Here is a 16,517-nt window from a genome sequence, read left to right on the forward strand (position 1 = left end):
TACCTCTGCCCCAACCCTGCCAAACCTCGCCCGAGCACGATGTACATGGTCACTCCTAACGTCGACACCGAAAGCCTGCTGGCCAATGCCTGCGAATCCCTGGCGTCGGCCAGTACCATTGCCAGCAACTTCGCCAATGAGCTTTCGGGCCCGCAGCGCAGTACGGCGCTGGGAATCCAGCAGATCATCATGCTGGCCGAGTTGGCGGTGAACAGGGCGCTGGATCGGGTTGATCCGCAAACGTGATCCGCTAGTCGAAGAGTCCCGAAAAGGCACCGGTCGTACCCTTTTGGGGACTCTTTAAACTCCGCATACGCAGGTATACTGCGCGCTTTCGCGGCTCGTCCACCGGGCCGGACTTTTTGCTTCGCGGAGCTTTCATGACTTCCCCAATCGACAACGCTGTGAGCGATGTCCCGGCAGAGCTGGCCGAGGCCGGCGAATCCAAGCCGACCATTCCTGCGTTCAAGTTTCCGTTCAAACCAGGTGAGCTGGCGGCGGCCAAAGCGGCCAAGCAGCCGCAGTTCAAGGGCAAGGACGGTGATCGTCACGCCAAGATGCCGGGTGTGGCGCCGTCGGGTACTCGCCGTTCGATGGGCAAGCGCTGATTCATTCCCGCCTCGGCCGTCGCTGTGATTTTCGGTCACAGTGATGGCTAATTGCTCAGTTCCTGAGCCAGATCAACGTTTAACCGATTAGTGCGCTTAGAGTCAGCAGCCCTGCCGACTCTTTCCAATAAAACGAGCGCGCTTTCCATGAAGATCAATCTCCCGGTGACCGGGCGCAACGTCGATGTTGCGCCGGATGCGAACATTCTCTCGACCACCGATCTGACCAGCGCGATCACCTACGCCAACGACGACTTCATCAGGATCAGCGGTTACAGCCGCGACGAGCTGCTGGGTGCGCCACACAATTTGCTGCGCCATCCGGACATGCCCGCGCAGGCGTTTGCCCATATGTGGCAGACGCTCAAGGGTGGGCGGTCGTGGATGGGGCTGGTCAAGAATCGTTGCAAGAACGGTGATCACTACTGGGTCAGTGCCTATGTCACGCCGGTCACGCAGAACGGTGCGGCGGTGGAGTATCAGTCGGTGCGCACGCGGCCGGATGCGCGGCAGATTGCGGCAGCGGAGCGGGCGTATGCGCAGTTGCGCGAGGGGCGGGTGGCGCGGTGGCCGCGGCTGCCGAGCCTGAGTTTGCGGGCGAAGATCATGGCGTTGACCAGTTCGGTGCTGGCGCTGGTGCTGGGGATGGAAGCCTGGCTGCGGCCGGAGTCCATGGGCATCGAAGCTGCTGCGCTGGTGGTCGGCAGCGGCGCGTGTGCCTTGGGCGTGGGTTGGCTATTGCGGCCGCTGGAGCGTCTGACCGAGCGGGCGCGAGGGATTGCCGACAACCCGTTGAGTCAGGGCATTTATACCGGGCGGCGGGATCAGTTCGGGCAGATCGAGTTTGCCTTGCAGATGCTTGAAGCGCAGGTCGGCGCGGTGGTGGGGCGGATCGGTGATGCATCGCAGCGGCTGGCCGGGCATGCGGCGCAATTGGTGGATCATCTGCACAGCAGTCACACCAGCACGTTGGCGCAGCAGGCGGAAACCGATCAGGTGGCGGCGGCGATTCATCAGATGGCGGCCAGTGTGGCCGAGGTGGCCAGCCATGCGCAGCAGGCGTCGGTGGCGGCGGACATGGCGGGTACGGAAACCCGTGAAGGTCATCTGCTGGTGGGCGAGAGTCGCAGTGCAGTGTTGCGGCTGGCCGAGGAGTTGGGGCGGGCGACCGAGGTGATTCATCAGCTCGAAGGCCACAGCAGCGAGATTTCCGGGGTGCTGGAGGTGATTCGCAGCATCGCCGAGCAAACCAATCTGCTGGCGCTCAACGCGGCGATCGAAGCGGCGCGGGCCGGGGATGCCGGGCGCGGGTTTGCGGTGGTGGCCGATGAGGTGCGTGGTCTGGCTCAGCGTACTCAGCAGTCGACCAACGAGATTCAACGGATGATCAGCACCCTGCAAAACGGCGCGCGGGATGCGGTGCTGGTGATGCAGCAGAGCAGTGAGCATGTGGATAACAGCGTCGAACAGGCCCAGCGTGCGGCCCGGGCACTGGACGGAATCAGCGGGCGGGTCGAGCAGATCACCGAGATGAGTCTGCAGATTGCCGCAGCGGTCGAGGAGCAGAGCGCGGTGAGCGAGGACATCAACCGCAACATCGTCAGTATTCGCACGGCGTGCGAGTTGACGGTGGATGAAGGGCGCCAGAGCCAGCTCAACTCACAGGATGTGGCGGGGCTGGCGGGGGATTTGCGTTCGCTGGCGCGGGAGTTCTGGGGGCGGCGGCAGGGCGCTTAGGCCGCTCGCAACGAAATGAATGCGTAAGTCTGCGGCGGCTCGGACACCACCTGTGCCCCGGCCGCCCGCACTTGCCCGGCAATGTTGTCGCCGGAGACATGGAACAGCCATTCGCTGGAAACTTCGCTCAATGGCTGCGCCGCGACCTGATCGATCACTGAGGCAAACGCGCCCATGTCCGGCAGGTACGCGGTGAACCCATCGCCCTTGAGCGCCGTGGTGCGGATGCCGAGCAAACCGCAGATCGCGTCCTTGATCCGGATGTCATCGCGATCCGCCTGACGCGAGCGCTGGATCAGCGTCACCAGTTCCTGATCCACCAGCTCACCGCCGACGATCAACTGCGGCCCTTGCTCCCACGATTCTGGCGGGCAGTCCTTGGCGGCAGGGTTCAGCGGGATGTGCGGATTGATTTCGGCGGGATAAATGCGACACACCAGCGGCCGACGCTCGTAGATGCGGCACAGCTTGTCTTCGTCAAGATTCCGGCAGGGGCCGACGTTGTAGGCGGCGAAAGTGATCGCCACATGGGCGTCGGACATTCCGCTGCGCACCACCGCCGAACGCCGTTGTGCATGCTCGCGCTGCTGTTCCGGCAGGCCCAGGCCGTTGGCAAGAAACGCCTCCACCAGCACGATCACCTGACCGCCGTCGGCCGCCCACATGCGGGCTTCGGCCAGGGTCAGGGGCACATGGTGATCGGTGCAGCATTTGCCGCAGCCTACGCAGGAAAAGGTCGTATTCATTGAGCGGGCAATCTTCAATCAGGGTGTGAATCGGCGACATAAAGCCGCCGTACAGGCCCGGAGTGAAGCAAGTTGTGCGCCATCCGCTCAGGGTTTGGCGGTGGGGCGGATCGAGTCCCATTCGGTGACGAACGCGGTTTTCGACTTTTTGTTGTAGAGACACAGCTCGGTGCCTTGCTGGCCCTTCATGTGTTTTTGCGGGTACTGACCTTGCAGCAACAGCGCGGTGTAGCCGACGCGGTCATCGAATTGCGCGGCGTTGCCGACCGGTTTGGCGTTTTTCAGGCCGCTGGCCTTGGTGCAGCTGGTGAGCACGGCTTTGTCGTAGGCCGCCCAGGCGTCGGGGCTGGAGGCGTGGGCCAACGGGGCGATGAGGCAAAGTACGGAGAGGGCGAGGCGTTTCATGGTTCGGGCATCCTTGGAAGTTGATCGCCAAGGTTGGAGTATGCCGCAGGATTTTAGTTTGTCAGTCCGGCACCAGTTCCCGGCGAACCACATACATTCCAGACATTTCGTACAAGCGCTGCGCTCGCTGATTGCTCTCCAGCACCTTCAGATCGACAAACCCTTCGCGTCGATCCCGAAACGCCTTGAACGCATGAAGCAGCAACGCCCGACCCAATCCCCGACCTTGCCCCCGAGGATGCACCACCAGATTTTTGATGTAGGAACTGGTCCAGCACTGCGCCAGGCCAATGACGCCTTCGGCATCGCTGGCGATGAAACACAGTGCCGGATCGTATTCCGGATCGGTTTCGAACCGCTGTTGCCAGACGTCCAGCGCCGGCACCCGGCCACCGCGTTCGCGGTAGCCGATCTGCATCAGTTCATGCACGGCGGTTGCGCGTTCGGCGCTGTAAGTCGTGAGTTCGATGCCGTTCGGCCATTCGATGGTCGGCACGTCCTGGCTCAGGTCGCGCCGCATCAGAAAACAGAACGTCTCGCTCAAGACTCAGTGACCCTGAGCAGCGACATGCTTGGCCGCTTCGATCAGGCAGTGGGTCAGCTCCGGCGAGGAGAACTTGGTCAGCACGCCGTTGGCTCCGGCGAGGCGGGCCTTTTCGCTGTTCATCGCGCTGTCCAGCGAGGTGTGCAGCAGCACGTAGAGGTGGGCGAAGTCCGGGGTTTCGCGCAGGGTACGGGTGAAGGCGTAACCGTCCATCTCGGACATTTCAATGTCGGAGACGATCAGGTTGATCTGCTGCGCCGTGCCTTGCAGGTCCAGCAGGCAGTCGATGGCTTCCTTGGCGCTGCGCGCAGTGTGGCATTGCAGGCCGAGGTTGCGCAGGGTGTGCACCGATTGCTGCAACGCCACCTGACTGTCGTCGACCACCAGGATCCGCGCGTTGCCCAGCACTTCGGCGTCTTCCATGCTCAGCTCGGTCGGGGCCATTTCGATCTGTGCCGGGGCGATGCCGTGGATGACTTTTTCAATGTCCAGCACCTGCACCAGCGTGCCGTCGACCGAAGTCACGCCGGTGATGTAGGCGCGCGAACCGCCGGAACCAAACGGCGGCGGTTTGATGTCGGTGGTCAGGCAATGCACGATCTTGCTCACCGCCTGCACATGCAGGCCCTGTTTCGAACGGCTGACGTCGGTGACGATCAGGCAGCCGCCGTTCGGGTCTTCCAGCGGCCGCTCGCCGATGGCGCGGCTCAGGTCGATCACCGACAGCGAAGCACCGCGCAGGGTGGCGATGCCTTTGACGTGCGGGTGCGACTCCGGCAGCTTGGTCAGCGGCGGGCAGGGGATGATTTCACTGACCTTCAGCAGGTTGATCGCCATCAGCTTGCCGCTGCGCAAGGTAAACAGCAGAAGCGAAAGTGAATCTGCGCGGGCTTTGTTGGAAGACATAAAAACCTTCTGTGGAGAAAGGTGGGTGGGCGAGGGTGGAAGTCGCCAGAAACTATTGATGCCGGGTTATCGGCGTCAAAAGGTTGGGCTTTAGGTTAGTTGTCGGGTGGCGTTCCGATGAAGGAGCTTTTGAACTTGAAGCACATTTCAGCCCTTCATCCCCAACCGCTTCGCCATCCGCCCCAGATTCGCCCGGTCCAGCCCCAGCTCCCGCGCCGCACTGGCCCAGTTGTCTCGATTGCGCTCAAGCGCTGCACTGATCAACTGCCGCTGATACTGCTCGGTGGCGGTGCGCAGGTCGCCGCTGATCAACGGCTGAATGGTGGCTGCTTCGGACGGCGCCGATGAGTTATCCACAACCTCGCGCGGCAGATCGAGATCCAGCGCACTGAGGCTGAGAATCTTCGGCCGCACCTTGCAGTTGCCCAGCGCTTTCAGTGCGCTGCGTCCGATCAGGTGTTCCAGTTCCCGCACGTTACCCGGCCAGCTGTAGGCCAGCAGCGCCTCCTGAGCGTCGCTGTTCAGACGCAGGCTGTTGAGGCCCATGCGCGAGCGGTTCTGTTCCAGGAAATAACCGCTGAGCAGCAACACATCGCGCCCCCGGTCACGCAGCGCCGGCACCCGCAACGGGTAGACGCTGAGGCGATGGTAGAAGTCGGCGCGGTAGCGGCCGCTGCGCACTTCTTCGGCCAGATCACGGTTGGTCGCAGCGATCAGGCGCACGTCGACCTGATGTTCCTTGTCCGAACCCAGGCGCTGCAACTGGCCGCTCTGCAACACCCGCAACAGCTTGGCCTGGACGGTCAGCGACAACTCGCCGACTTCATCGAGAAACAGCGTGCCGCCGTTGGCGAGTTCGAACTTGCCGCGCCGGTCGCTGGTGGCGCCGGTGAAGGCGCCGCGCACGTGGCCGAACAGTTCGCTTTCCACCAAGGTATCCGGCAGCGCTGCGCAGTTGAGGCTGATGATCGGTTTCTCGGCCCGCTTTGATGCGGCGTGAATGGCCTGGGCCACCAGCTCCTTGCCGACTCCGGTTTCGCCGGTGATCAGCACGGTCAGGTCGCTGCCGCCCACCAGATTGATCTCTTCCACCAGCCGTTTATGCGCCTTGCTCTGGCCGATCATTTCGCGGTTCTGCTGGCCGCTGGCCTGGCGATAGACCTCGGCGCGCTGGTGTTCGTCTTCGGCGCGGATCGCCAGACGTTCGATGCGTTCGGCGGCATTCACAGTGGCCGAGGCGAGGCTGGCGAAGGCTTGCAGAGCATCAAGTTCGATCGGTTCGAAACGCTCCGGATCGAGGGCGTCGAGGGTGATCAGGCCCCAGAGTTTTTCATCGACGAACAACGGGCAACCGAGGCAATCGTGAACTTCGAGGTGATCGTCGAGGCCGTCGACCAGCCCGTCATACGGATCGGGCAGATCGCTGTCGGCGGCGAAACGGGTCGGCCCTTGGCCGGCCAACAGCACTTCAAAGCGCGGGTGTTCGCTGACCTTGAAGCGCCGGCCGAGGGTGTCGGTGCTCAAACCGTCCACCGCCAGCGGCACCAGCCATTCTCCGTCGAGGCGCAACAATGCGGCGGCATCGCAGGGCAGCAGGGCGCGCATGGCTTCGAGCAGGCGCCGGTAGCGCTCACCCTCGGGCAGTTCGCGGGACAGGTCGGAAACCAGTGGGAGCAGGGCGGTGAGCAATGATTTGGCGGACATAGGCTTGTAGTCAAAGAGACACGTTGTAGTCGAAGCGACTATAGAGTGGCTTGTGTCGATCTGACTACATAATTTTCAAGCTATTGATTTATATAGAAAAAATAGTTGGCACGAATACTGGAATAGATAAGGCACTTTTAGAGAAAGCTCAGGAGTCACCCTTATGCTTAGCGTCCAGGATCGAGCCATCATCAAGTCCACCGTGCCTCTGCTGGAAAGCGGCGGTGAAGCGCTGATCACCCACTTTTACCGGATGATGCTCTCCGAGTACCCGGAAGTCCGCCCGCTGTTCAACCAGGCTCACCAGGTCAGCGGTGACCAGCCTCGCGCCCTGGCCAACGGTGTGTTGATGTACGCCCGCCACATCGATCAACTCGACCAGTTGGGCGATCTGGTTGCCAAGATCATCAACAAGCACGTTGCGCTGCAGATCCTGCCGGAACACTACCCGATCGTCGGCAGCTGCCTGCTGCGCGCCATCTCCGAAGTGCTCGGCGAAGAAATCGCCACCCCGGAGGTGATGAGCGCCTGGGGCGCGGCCTACGGGCAGTTGGCCGATATCCTGATCGGCGCCGAAACCGCCATCTATGACCAGAAAGAACAAGCCGTCGGCGGCTGGCGCGGGGCGCGGGAGTTCATTGTCGCGGCCAAGGTCGAGGAGAGCGCGGAAATCATTTCGTTTTACTTTGAACCGGCGGACAAAGGCCCGATCCTCGCAGCCGAACCTGGCCAGTACATCGGCATGAAGCTGGTGCTCGACGGTGAGGAAATCCGCCGCAACTATTCGCTGTCGGCCCTGGCCAACAAAGGTCAGTACCGCATCAGCGTCAAGCGTGAACCGGGTGGTCGAGCTTCCAATTATTTGCACGATCAGTTGCATGTCGGTTCCAGCATCCAACTGTTCCCGCCATCGGGCGAATTCACCCTGACCGCCAGTGATAAACCGCTGGTGCTAATCAGCGGCGGCGTCGGTATCACGCCGACGCTGGCGATGCTGGAAGCGGCACTGGAAACCGAGCGTCCGGTGTACTTCATTCACAGTGCGCGCAACGGCAGCGTGCATGCGTTTCGTGACTGGGTCGACGGGCTGGCCGCGCGCCATCCGCAGCTCAAGCGCTTCTATTGCTACGCCGAAGATGACGGCGTGAGCCCGGCGGCGGACAAGGTCGGGTTGTTGAGTGAAGAGCAACTGGGCGAGTGGTTGCCGTCGGAGCGTGATGTGGACGCTTACTTCCTTGGGCCGAAAGGCTTCATGGGGGCGATCAAGCGTCACCTGAAGGCGCTGGGCGTGCCTGAGAAGCAGAGCCGGTATGAGTTCTTCGGGCCGGCGGCTGCTTTGGAATAATTCGGAACCGAGTCGCCTTCATTCGCGAGCAAGCCCGCTCCCACATTGGAATGCATTTCAATGTGGGAGCGGGCTTGCCAGCGATTGGCCGTTACACGGCCCTGATTCTTAAATTCTGTTTAAAGGTTAATCGTTTCTTAACCGGTTTATCGTTTATTCCCCGATGCTGATGATAGGCGCTCGTTCGTTTACATGATCAGGATCGTCCCCATGTCGCACTTCGCCTCTTCCCGTCGTTTCAGCCTGGCCACTTTGGGCCTGTCGGTTGCCTTGCTGTCCAGTCCGTTCGCCTTCGCCGAATCCGCCTTGATCGAACCCCAGACCCTGATCGTCGATCAGAGCCTGCCCAAGGCGCAGCGAGATGCGATGGAGCTGGCGGCGCGGCGTTACGGCAGTTTCTGGAACACGGGCGAAGAGGCGTTGGCCACCGCCGCCCTGTCGCCGCAGTTCGTCGACAAGACCCCGCCGGAAGGCCGGGTGCAGGGGCCGATCGGGCCGCTGCTGGCGTCGAGGTTCTTTCGCACGGCGGTGCCGGACTTGAGCTGCGAGATTGAGCAAATGATCGTCGCCGGGGATCGCGTGGTGGTGCACCTGCACTTTCGCGGGCATTTCACCGGCACGTTCAAGGCTCTCAATGGGCAGGGCCAGCGTGTAGACTTCCGGGCAACCGATATCTATCAGATCGACAACGGTCGCATCGCGGCCAATTGGCATATCGAAGACAACATCAGCCTGATGGCGCAACTGCAAGCGCAGCCGCCGGCCAGCTGAACCATGGACTTGAAAGGGAAACGCGATGAGCGAGGAAACGATTCGATTGGGACGTGAACGGCGCTATCTGGTGTTGCTGGGCATCATCTGCCTGGCGCTGATCGGTGGCGCGCTGTACATGCAGATCGTGCTGGGCGAGGCGCCGTGCCCGCTGTGCATCCTGCAGCGTTATGCGTTACTGCTGATCGCGTTGTTCGCGTTCATCGGCGCGGCCATGCGCACCCGGCGCAGCATCACCGTGTTCGAGGTGCTGGTGGTGATTTGTGCCATCGCCGGGGCCGGCGTCGCCGGGCATCACGTATACACCCAGTTCTATCCGGCGGTGAGCTGCGGCATCGATGTGCTGCAGCCGATCGTCGATGACCTGCCGCTGGCGAAGATCTTCCCGCTGGGCTTCCAGGTTGACGGTTTCTGCTCGACGCCGTACCCGCCGATCCTCGGCCTGTCGCTGGCGCAATGGGCGCTCGTGGCCTTTGTGCTGGTGGTGATTCTGGTGCCGCTGCTGACCTCGCGTAACCGAAAAGCGTTGCGCTGAATCAACTTTTCGGCGCCTGCGCCGATAATACAAACGCCTCGATTTGCGGTGACGCAAATCGAGGCGTTTTGCATTTCAGGGTCTTGGTGAAAACACCGTGACGAACGGCAAGGAAGGGTGCGACAGGTGTGCGACATGTTGTCACACGCGCCCAGTCGCAGCGCGGTTCACAGGCCCGGATTGGAGTGCTGTTACAAAAAAGGATTGGTCTGTTTCAGCGTTTTTTGGTTTTTGCACGGGAGTGCCGGATCAGGCAGTTTTAACAGACTCTGACAGATGGCCAAAAGCCTTGGCATATCGGGCTTTGCGCGGATCGCGCCGTGGGAAAAAGCCCTCGGAGCTGTCTGAACTGAGGCCGATAGACCTACATTTTTTGGTGTTTTTGTTGAGAATCGATTTCGATAACATGGGTCACTTTTGCAAAAAAAACGATGGATTGTTGCTCTGAGCGATAAAAATTATTTCGGGATAAGACATGGTGTATAGGGCGCTACCTATCTACAATCGCCCGCACTGAATTCCCGGCACTGTTCAGCCTTTATTAAGGAGGCGAGCAGGAAGTCGGGTGTCGGGCAGCCGAGAGGCTTGCGAGACACCCAGGTGTCGGTGCCTTTCCAACTTTCCGCACCAAATGGAATTGGTCTGTAACAAGGCCTTTGACCACGAATTCGAATAAGAACTGACCGCTGTCCCAGGTTTTGTCGAGCGTCTGACGCGCGACGGGCGGCCCTTATTCAATCCAAAGAAAATGCCAACCCTTGGCAGGGTGAAGTGTTGGCGATCAAAACCCAACTGCATTGCGCAAGCTGCTTTAGAGGTCGTGAGATGAGTAAAAACAGGTACCCCAGATTACTAGGCCTAGTGCCGCTGCTCGGCACGTTGTTGCTGGGAGGCTGCAACATGACCTTGCTCAATCCAACGGGCCAGGTCGGCCTGGAACAGCGCAACCTGATCATCACCGCCACGCTGCTGATGCTGTTGGTCGTTGTGCCGGTCATCGTCATGACCTTCCTGTTCGCCTGGAAGTACCGCGCCTCCAACAAGAACGCCGTCTACACCCCGAAGTGGTCGCACTCGACCAAGATCGAAGTGGCAGTCTGGACCATCCCGGTCCTGATCATCATTGCCCTGGGTTACATCACCTACAAGTCGACCCACTCGCTGGATCCGTATCGTCCGATCGAATCCGACGTCAAGCCGGTGACCATCGAAGTGGTCGCGCTGGACTGGAAGTGGCTGTTCATCTACCCGGAACAGGGCATCGCCACGGTCAACAAGATCGTGTTCCCGGCGCACACCCCGGTTAACTTCCGGATCACTTCGGACGCGGTGATGAACTCGTTCTTCATCCCGGGCCTGGGCGGCCAGATCTACGCGATGGCGGGCATGACCACCAAGCTGCACCTGATCGCTGACCGCAACGCTGAAATGGACGGTATCTCCGCCAACTACAGCGGCGCTGGTTTCACCGGTATGAAATTCAAAGCGATCGCAACTTCTCAGGAAGATTTCGACGCCTGGGTAAGTGAAGTCAAAAAGGCACCTAAACAGCTTGAAGCCGCTGAATACGCAGCCCTTGCCAAGCCAAGCCAGAACAATCCAGTCGAGCTCTACTCCTCGGTCACGCCGAACCTGTTCCAGACCATCGTCGACAAGTACGAAGGCATGAAACCAGGCAAGCCGCTGAAGCACGAGAAGAAAGAGAAAGAAGTGGCGGCAACGGATATGGACTCGAATTCGCATTCAGCTGCCGGGGCAGAGGAGTAAACGATGTTTGGTAAATTAAGTTGGGAAGCGATCCCTTTCCACGAGCCGATCGTGATGGTCACCATCTCGATGATCGCGCTCGGTGGTCTGGCGTTGTTCGCTGCAATCACCTACTTCAAGAAGTGGACTTACCTGTGGACCGAGTGGCTGACGTCGGTCGACCACAAGAAAATCGGCGTGATGTACATCATCGTCGCCATGGTCATGCTGCTGCGCGGTTTTGCCGACGCCATCATGATGCGTACCCAGCTGGCCATGGCCACCGAGGGTTCGCCTGGCTACCTGCCACCTGAACACTATGACCAGATCTTCACCGCTCACGGTGTGATCATGATCATCTTCATGGCGATGCCATTCTTCACCGGCCTGATGAACCTTGCAGTGCCGCTGCAGATCGGCGCGCGTGACGTTGCGTTCCCGTTCCTGAACTCCCTGAGCTTCTGGCTGCTGGTGTCCGGCGTCGTGCTGATCAACCTGTCCCTGGGCGTCGGCGAATTCGCCAAGACCGGCTGGGTTGCCTATCCACCGCTGTCGGGTCTGCAATACAGCCCTGGCGTGGGGATGGACTACTACATCTGGGCGCTACAGCTATCGGGTCTGGGTACAACGTTAACCGGGGTTAACTTCCTCGCGACCGTGCTGAAAATGCGTACCCCTGGCATGAAGCTGATGGACATGCCGATCTTCACCTGGACCTGCACCTGGGCAAACGTTCTGATCGTGGCTTCGTTCCCGATCCTGACCGCTACCCTGGCACTGCTGACCCTTGACCGTTACATGGATTTCCACATTTTCACCAATGAACTTGGTGGCAATCCAATGATGTACGTCAACCTGTTCTGGGCATGGGGCCACCCTGAGGTTTACATCCTGATCCTGCCGGCGTTCGGCATTTTCTCGGAAGTCATCTCGGCCTTCACCGGCAAGAAACTGTTCGGCCACCACTCGATGATCTACGCCTCGGGCGCGATCTCGGTACTGGGCTTCATGGTTTGGCTGCACCACTTCTTCACCATGGGTTCGGGTGCCAGCGTCAACGCCTTCTTCGGTCTGGCGACGATGCTGATTTCCATCCCGACGGGTGTGAAGCTGTTCAACTGGCTGTTCACCATCTACCAGGGCCGTCTGCGCTTCACCAGCCAGGTGCTGTGGACCCTGGGCTTCATGGTGACCTTCGCCATCGGCGGCATGACCGGCGTACTGCTGGCCATCCCGGGTGCTGACTTCGTTCTGCACAACAGCCTGTTCGTGATCGCGCACTTCCACAACGTGATCATCGGCGGCGCGGTATTCGGCTACATCGCAGGTTTCGGCTTCTACTTCCCGAAAGCGTTCGGCTTCAAGCTGCATGAAGGCTGGGGTAAAGCAGCGTTCTGGTTCTGGATCTCGGGCTTCTTCGTCGCGTTCATGCCGCTCTACGCTCTGGGCTTCATGGGCATGACCCGTCGTCTGAACGCCACCACCAACCCTGAGTGGGTACCGTACCTGTACGTTGCCATGTTCGGTGCGGTGATGATTGCTGTGGGTATCGCCTGCCAGCTGATCCAGCTGTACGTGTCGGTGCGTGACCGCAAGAAACCGGAAAACATGTGCGAACACGGTGACCCGTGGAATGCCCATACCCTGGAATGGTCGACCTCGTCGCCACCTCCGTTCTACAACTTCGCTGTACTGCCAAAGGCAGACTGCATCGATCCGTTCACCGAGGCCAAGGAAAACGGTACCGCGTACAAGGCTCCGGCCAAGTACGAACCGATCCACATGCCGAACAACACCGCCACTGGCGTGGTGATGGGCGCACTGCTGACCGTGTTCGGTTTCGCGATGATCTGGCACATCTGGTGGTTGGCGATCGCCAGCCTGGCCGGCACTGTCATCTACTTCGTGATCCACGCAGCACGTGACGATCAGGGCTACATGGTGCCGGTTGAAACAATCGAGCGCATCGAAGCCGAGCAGCACAAGCGTCTGGTAGCGGCCGGGAAGATCCCTGCTTCCGCAACCCGTGTTGAAACCAAGTTGGAACAGGCTTAAACAATGTCGAACTTAGTGACCAATGCTGGACACGCCCATGGTCATGACCATGGGCACGATGACCATCACCACGACTCGGGCGAGATGACCGTATACGGTTTCTGGCTCTACCTGATGACCGACTGCATTCTGTTTGCGTCGATCTTCGCGGTGTACGCGGTACTGGTAAACAACGTCGCCGGTGGCCCGTCGGGCCACGACATCTTCGAACTGCCATACGTGCTGGGCGAAACCGCTCTGCTGTTGTTCAGTTCGATCACCTACGGCTTCGCCATGCTGGCGTTGTACAAGGGTAAAAAGCAGCAGGTTCTGGGCTGGTTGTTCATGACCTTCCTGCTCGGCGCAGGCTTCATCGCCATGGAGATCAACGAGTTCCACCTGCTGATCTCCGAGGGCTTCGGTCCTAGCCGTTCGGGCTTCCTGTCGGCGTTCTTCACGCTGGTCGGTACCCACGGTCTGCACGTGTCCGCCGGTCTGATCTGGATGGGCATCATGATGTACCAGGTCAACAAGCACGGCCTGACGGCGACCAACAAGACCCGTCTTAGCTGCCTGAGCCTGTTCTGGCACTTCCTGGACGTGGTGTGGATCTGCGTATTCACCGTTGTTTACCTGATGGGGACTCTGTAATGGCTAATGCACACTCCCATGACAGCCATGATGCTGGCCACGGCAGCGTAAAGTCGTACGCCATTGGCTTCATCCTGTCGGTAATCCTGACCGTCATCCCGTTCGGCCTGGTGATGTTCCCGACCCTGCCGAAGTCGACGACGCTGGCAATCGTCCTGCTGTTCGCCGTGATCCAGGTGATCGTTCACCTGTATTACTTCCTGCACCTGGACCGTTCCATCGCTCAACGTAACAACGTGATTGCGTTCGTCTTTACGGCCATCGTGATCGTGCTGCTGGTCGGTCTGTCGCTGTGGATCATGTTCAGCATCCACACCTACATGATGGCGAAGTGAGGTAAACCCGATGTCGCTCAAGCACTTTATCCAAATCACCAAACCGGGGATCATTTTCGGTAACGTGCTTTCTGTGGCAGGCGGGTTCTTCCTGGCCTCGAAAGGGCATGTCGATCTGGCCGTGTTTCTTGCAGCCATGATCGGCACTTCCCTGGTTGTGGCCTCCGGTTGCGTGTTCAACAACTGCATCGACCGCGACATCGACCTGAAGATGGAGCGCACCAAGAACCGGGTGCTGGTTCAGGGCTTGATCTCCCTGAAACTGGCCCTGGTCTATGCGACCGTCCTGGGTGTCGCCGGCGTTGCGTTGCTGTACAAGGTGGCCAACCCGTTGGCTGCCCTGTTCGCCGTGATCGGCTTCATCATCTACGTCGGCTTCTACAGCCTGTACCTCAAGCGCAAGTCGGTTCACGGCACGCTGGTGGGCAGTCTGTCGGGCGCCATGCCTCCGGTGATCGGTTACGTGGCCGTGACCAACAGCTTCGACATGGCCGCGCTGACCCTGCTGGTGATGTTCAGCCTGTGGCAGATGCCGCATTCCTACGCCATCGCGATCTTCCGCTTCAACGATTACCTGGCCGCATCGATTCCGGTGCTGCCAGTGAAGCGCGGGATCCAGGTGGCCAAGAAGCACATCCTGTTCTACATCCTGGCGTTCCTCGTGGCGACCTTGATGCTGACCTTCAGCGGTTACGCCGGCATGAGCTACCTCGCCGTCGCCGCGGCCATGGGCATGTACTGGCTGTACATGGCCTGGACCGGCTACAAGGCGGTGGATGACACGGTCTGGGCACGCAAGCTGTTCGTGTTCTCGATCTTCACCATCACCGCGCTGAGCGTGATGATGTCCCTGGACTTCAAGGTGCCGACCGAGCTGCTGCTGACGTACGCGCCGTAAGGTTCGAACGTTGTACGAGAAACCCCGTTCATCGAGAGATGAGCGGGGTTTTTTGTTGCTCGGATGATCGAGAAACGACGTCCTTTGTCGTGAACAGCCTCGCTACCAAAGGGGTGCGGTAATCAGCCATTCCCTCGAAACGACTAGCTAGAAATCGACAGGTTGCGATCAACAGGCAAAAGCCCTAGATTCGGATCCAACTTCATGCATCGATCAAGAGGCTGGGCGAAATGACTGAGAGGATGACCTGCGACGAGCGATTCATTGCCCTGGCAAAAGAGCTGAACTACGACATCAATGGCGAGAACACGGTGGGTGGCAATTACGCGCCGTTGATCCGTCATCGCGATGAGATCTACATCAGCGGCATGGTGCCGCGCACCGAGGGCAGGATTCAGTATCCAGGGCGAGTGGGGCAGGAGTTGACGCTCAAGGATGCGCAGGCGGCGGCAAGCATCAGTGCGATGCGCTGTCTGGCCTTTATCGTCGATGCGGTCGGTTCGCTGGACAAGGTCAGGTCGTTGTTGCGGGTCACGGTGTACGTGAAGTCCACGCCGGATTTCGTTGACCTCAGCGAAGTCGCCAATGGCGCGTCGGATGTGTTCAGTTATGTGTTGGGCGATGTCGGGCGACACACCCGCACCACCGTCGGCGTCTATCAGTTGCCGAAAAACGCAGCCATCGAAGTCGATATGATCGCCGCAGTGCATCCTTCGGCGTAATCGCTGAAAGCCGCACAACAAAAAGCCCCGCCTGAATTTCAGTGCGGGGCTTTTTTGTCAGCGCCCGGTATTACTGGGCGGCGATGCTGTAGCCATCAAACGCGGTCTGCTGCTGCAGAGCGGTGATGATGTTCTTGCGGTTGATCGCGTGTTCGGTGCCGGCGTTGTCGACGAAGGTTTCGCCTTCGATTTCCGCCTCATCGCCTTCGCCGACGAAGGTGAAGCCGAGGAATTCCAGCGCCTCGCGATCCACGCTCAGGCGCGAACGCGGTGTGCGCATTGGCAGGGTCACGCTGATGCCGTCCTTGCTGATGCTGAACACTTCGACGTCTTTCTTGGCGCGTGCAGCCTTGCTCTTACCGCCGCTCGGGTTGCTGATCGCCTGATGGGTCTGGTTCAGAACCTTGAGGGCCAGGCCATAGACGATTTCCTGGAACGCCGGATCGTCCTTGAAGCTGGACAGGATGCGGCTGATCGGGAATTTGCTGCTCAGATCTTCGAGGGCGGCGATGTCGGCGGCTTCGGCGTCCTTCAGGCGCTTGAGTTCGCCCATCAGCTCATAGGCCTGGTCGTCATCGAAGCGGTCGTGGGCCTGACGGATCGCGGCGCGCAGTTCGCGGATCTGATCGCTTTCGCGGCTCGACTGGAACGCGTCCAGCACCATCTCGCTGATGATCTTCGCCTGTGGGATGTGTTGTGAAAGATTGATGGAGTTTTCGTATTCCGCTTTGGACGACAGAGTGACTACGGATTCAGCGGTGTTGAAATCGGACATTGAAATTTCACTACTTTTTTAACTTGAGATGAGACGAGAAAGCGCTGGGGGCTTT

18 protein-coding genes and 1 pseudogene are annotated in these 16,517 nt (G+C 59.8%); 13 read left to right on the top strand and 6 right to left on the bottom strand.

The window, feature by feature from the left end:
• The 4 genes and pseudogenes from L6D74_RS26525 to L6D74_RS26535 form a co-directional block, all read left to right on the top strand.
• Positions 1-246, top strand: a 246-nt coding sequence (locus L6D74_RS26525; RefSeq protein ID WP_236191073.1) for a DUF6124 family protein, incomplete at its 5' end; no start/stop codon positions are given.
• 134 nt (positions 247-380) lie between these two features.
• Positions 381-608, top strand: coding sequence for a hypothetical protein (locus tag L6D74_RS26530; RefSeq protein WP_236191075.1), 228 nt, complete (start codon positions 381-383; stop codon positions 606-608).
• 147 nt (positions 609-755) lie between these two features.
• Positions 756-1,037 (top strand): annotated as a pseudogene (locus L6D74_RS30245) (PAS domain-containing protein); the annotation flags it as partial.
• Between the two features lie 243 nt (positions 1,038-1,280).
• On the top strand, positions 1,281-2,345 hold the full coding sequence (locus tag L6D74_RS26535; protein ID WP_373874492.1) for a methyl-accepting chemotaxis protein: 1,065 nt from the start codon (positions 1,281-1,283) through the stop codon (positions 2,343-2,345).
• On the opposite strand, the gene L6D74_RS26540 is transcribed toward L6D74_RS26535, so the two are convergent.
• The 5 genes from L6D74_RS26540 to norR all read right to left on the bottom strand — a co-directional run bounded on the left by L6D74_RS26540 (position 2,342) and on the right by norR (position 6,650).
• The gene (locus L6D74_RS26540) at positions 2,342-3,091 is read right to left on the bottom strand and encodes a YkgJ family cysteine cluster protein (protein WP_236191078.1); all 750 of its coding nucleotides are present in this window, start codon (positions 3,089-3,091) and stop codon (positions 2,342-2,344) included. The genes L6D74_RS26535 and L6D74_RS26540 overlap by 4 nt on opposite strands.
• Positions 3,092-3,178: 87 nt before the next feature.
• Complete coding sequence (locus L6D74_RS26545; RefSeq protein ID WP_011335850.1) at positions 3,179-3,496, bottom strand: hypothetical protein; 318 nt, start codon at positions 3,494-3,496, stop codon at positions 3,179-3,181.
• A 61-nt stretch (positions 3,497-3,557) separates the two neighbouring features.
• Complete coding sequence (locus L6D74_RS26550) at positions 3,558-4,016, bottom strand: GNAT family N-acetyltransferase (RefSeq protein WP_236191105.1); 459 nt, start codon at positions 4,014-4,016, stop codon at positions 3,558-3,560.
• 27 nt (positions 4,017-4,043) lie between these two features.
• Positions 4,044-4,946 carry a chemotaxis protein CheV gene (locus tag L6D74_RS26555; protein ID WP_011335848.1) on the bottom strand — a complete coding sequence of 301 codons (903 nt, stop codon included), beginning with the start codon at positions 4,944-4,946 and terminating at the stop codon, positions 4,044-4,046.
• Positions 4,947-5,093: 147 nt separating this feature from the next.
• Entirely contained in the window at positions 5,094-6,650 is a 1,557-nt protein-coding gene (norR, locus tag L6D74_RS26560) for a nitric oxide reductase transcriptional regulator NorR (RefSeq protein ID WP_236191079.1), read from the bottom strand.
• Between the two features lie 163 nt (positions 6,651-6,813).
• On the opposite strand from norR, the gene hmpA reads away from it, so the two are divergent.
• The 9 genes from hmpA (at position 6,814) to L6D74_RS26605 (ending at position 15,687) form a co-directional block, all read left to right on the top strand.
• Positions 6,814-7,995: an NO-inducible flavohemoprotein gene (gene hmpA, locus L6D74_RS26565; RefSeq protein ID WP_236191080.1), complete on the top strand. Its 1,182-nt coding sequence runs from the start codon at positions 6,814-6,816 to the stop codon at positions 7,993-7,995.
• Positions 7,996-8,205: 210 nt separating this feature from the next.
• A complete protein-coding gene (locus L6D74_RS26570; protein ID WP_236191081.1) occupies positions 8,206-8,766 on the top strand; it encodes an ester cyclase in 561 nt (186 codons plus the stop codon).
• 25 nt (positions 8,767-8,791) lie between these two features.
• Positions 8,792-9,301: a disulfide bond formation protein B gene (locus L6D74_RS26575; protein WP_007956723.1), complete on the top strand. Its 510-nt coding sequence runs from the start codon at positions 8,792-8,794 to the stop codon at positions 9,299-9,301.
• A gap of 825 nt (positions 9,302-10,126) precedes the next feature.
• Complete coding sequence (gene cyoA, locus L6D74_RS26580; protein WP_011335843.1) at positions 10,127-11,068, top strand: ubiquinol oxidase subunit II; 942 nt, start codon at positions 10,127-10,129, stop codon at positions 11,066-11,068.
• Positions 11,069-11,071: 3 nt separating this feature from the next.
• Complete coding sequence (cyoB, locus tag L6D74_RS26585) at positions 11,072-13,102, top strand: cytochrome o ubiquinol oxidase subunit I (protein ID WP_236191082.1); 2,031 nt, start codon at positions 11,072-11,074, stop codon at positions 13,100-13,102.
• A gap of 3 nt (positions 13,103-13,105) precedes the next feature.
• Positions 13,106-13,732, top strand: coding sequence for a cytochrome o ubiquinol oxidase subunit III (locus L6D74_RS26590; RefSeq protein ID WP_007956720.1), 627 nt, complete (start codon positions 13,106-13,108; stop codon positions 13,730-13,732).
• Positions 13,732-14,067 (top strand): cytochrome o ubiquinol oxidase subunit IV, encoded by a 336-nt coding sequence (cyoD, locus tag L6D74_RS26595; protein WP_007956718.1) that lies wholly within the window; start codon positions 13,732-13,734, stop codon positions 14,065-14,067. Before L6D74_RS26590 ends, cyoD begins: the two co-directional genes overlap by 1 nt.
• 10 nt (positions 14,068-14,077) lie before the next feature.
• On the top strand, positions 14,078-14,965 hold the full coding sequence (cyoE, locus tag L6D74_RS26600; RefSeq protein WP_039765651.1) for a heme o synthase: 888 nt from the start codon (positions 14,078-14,080) through the stop codon (positions 14,963-14,965).
• Positions 14,966-15,195: 230 nt separating this feature from the next.
• Positions 15,196-15,687 carry a RidA family protein gene (locus L6D74_RS26605; RefSeq protein ID WP_064599271.1) on the top strand — a complete coding sequence of 164 codons (492 nt, stop codon included), beginning with the start codon at positions 15,196-15,198 and terminating at the stop codon, positions 15,685-15,687.
• Between the two features lie 70 nt (positions 15,688-15,757).
• Here the strand turns inward: L6D74_RS26605 and L6D74_RS26610 are convergent, their stop codons facing one another.
• Positions 15,758-16,462, bottom strand: coding sequence for a hypothetical protein (locus L6D74_RS26610; RefSeq protein WP_039765656.1), 705 nt, complete (start codon positions 16,460-16,462; stop codon positions 15,758-15,760).
• Positions 16,463-16,517 lie beyond the last annotated feature (55 nt).

This window comes from Pseudomonas pharyngis, assembly GCF_021602345.1.
In the GTDB taxonomy this organism is placed as follows: Bacteria; Pseudomonadota; Gammaproteobacteria; order Pseudomonadales; family Pseudomonadaceae; genus Aquipseudomonas; species Aquipseudomonas pharyngis.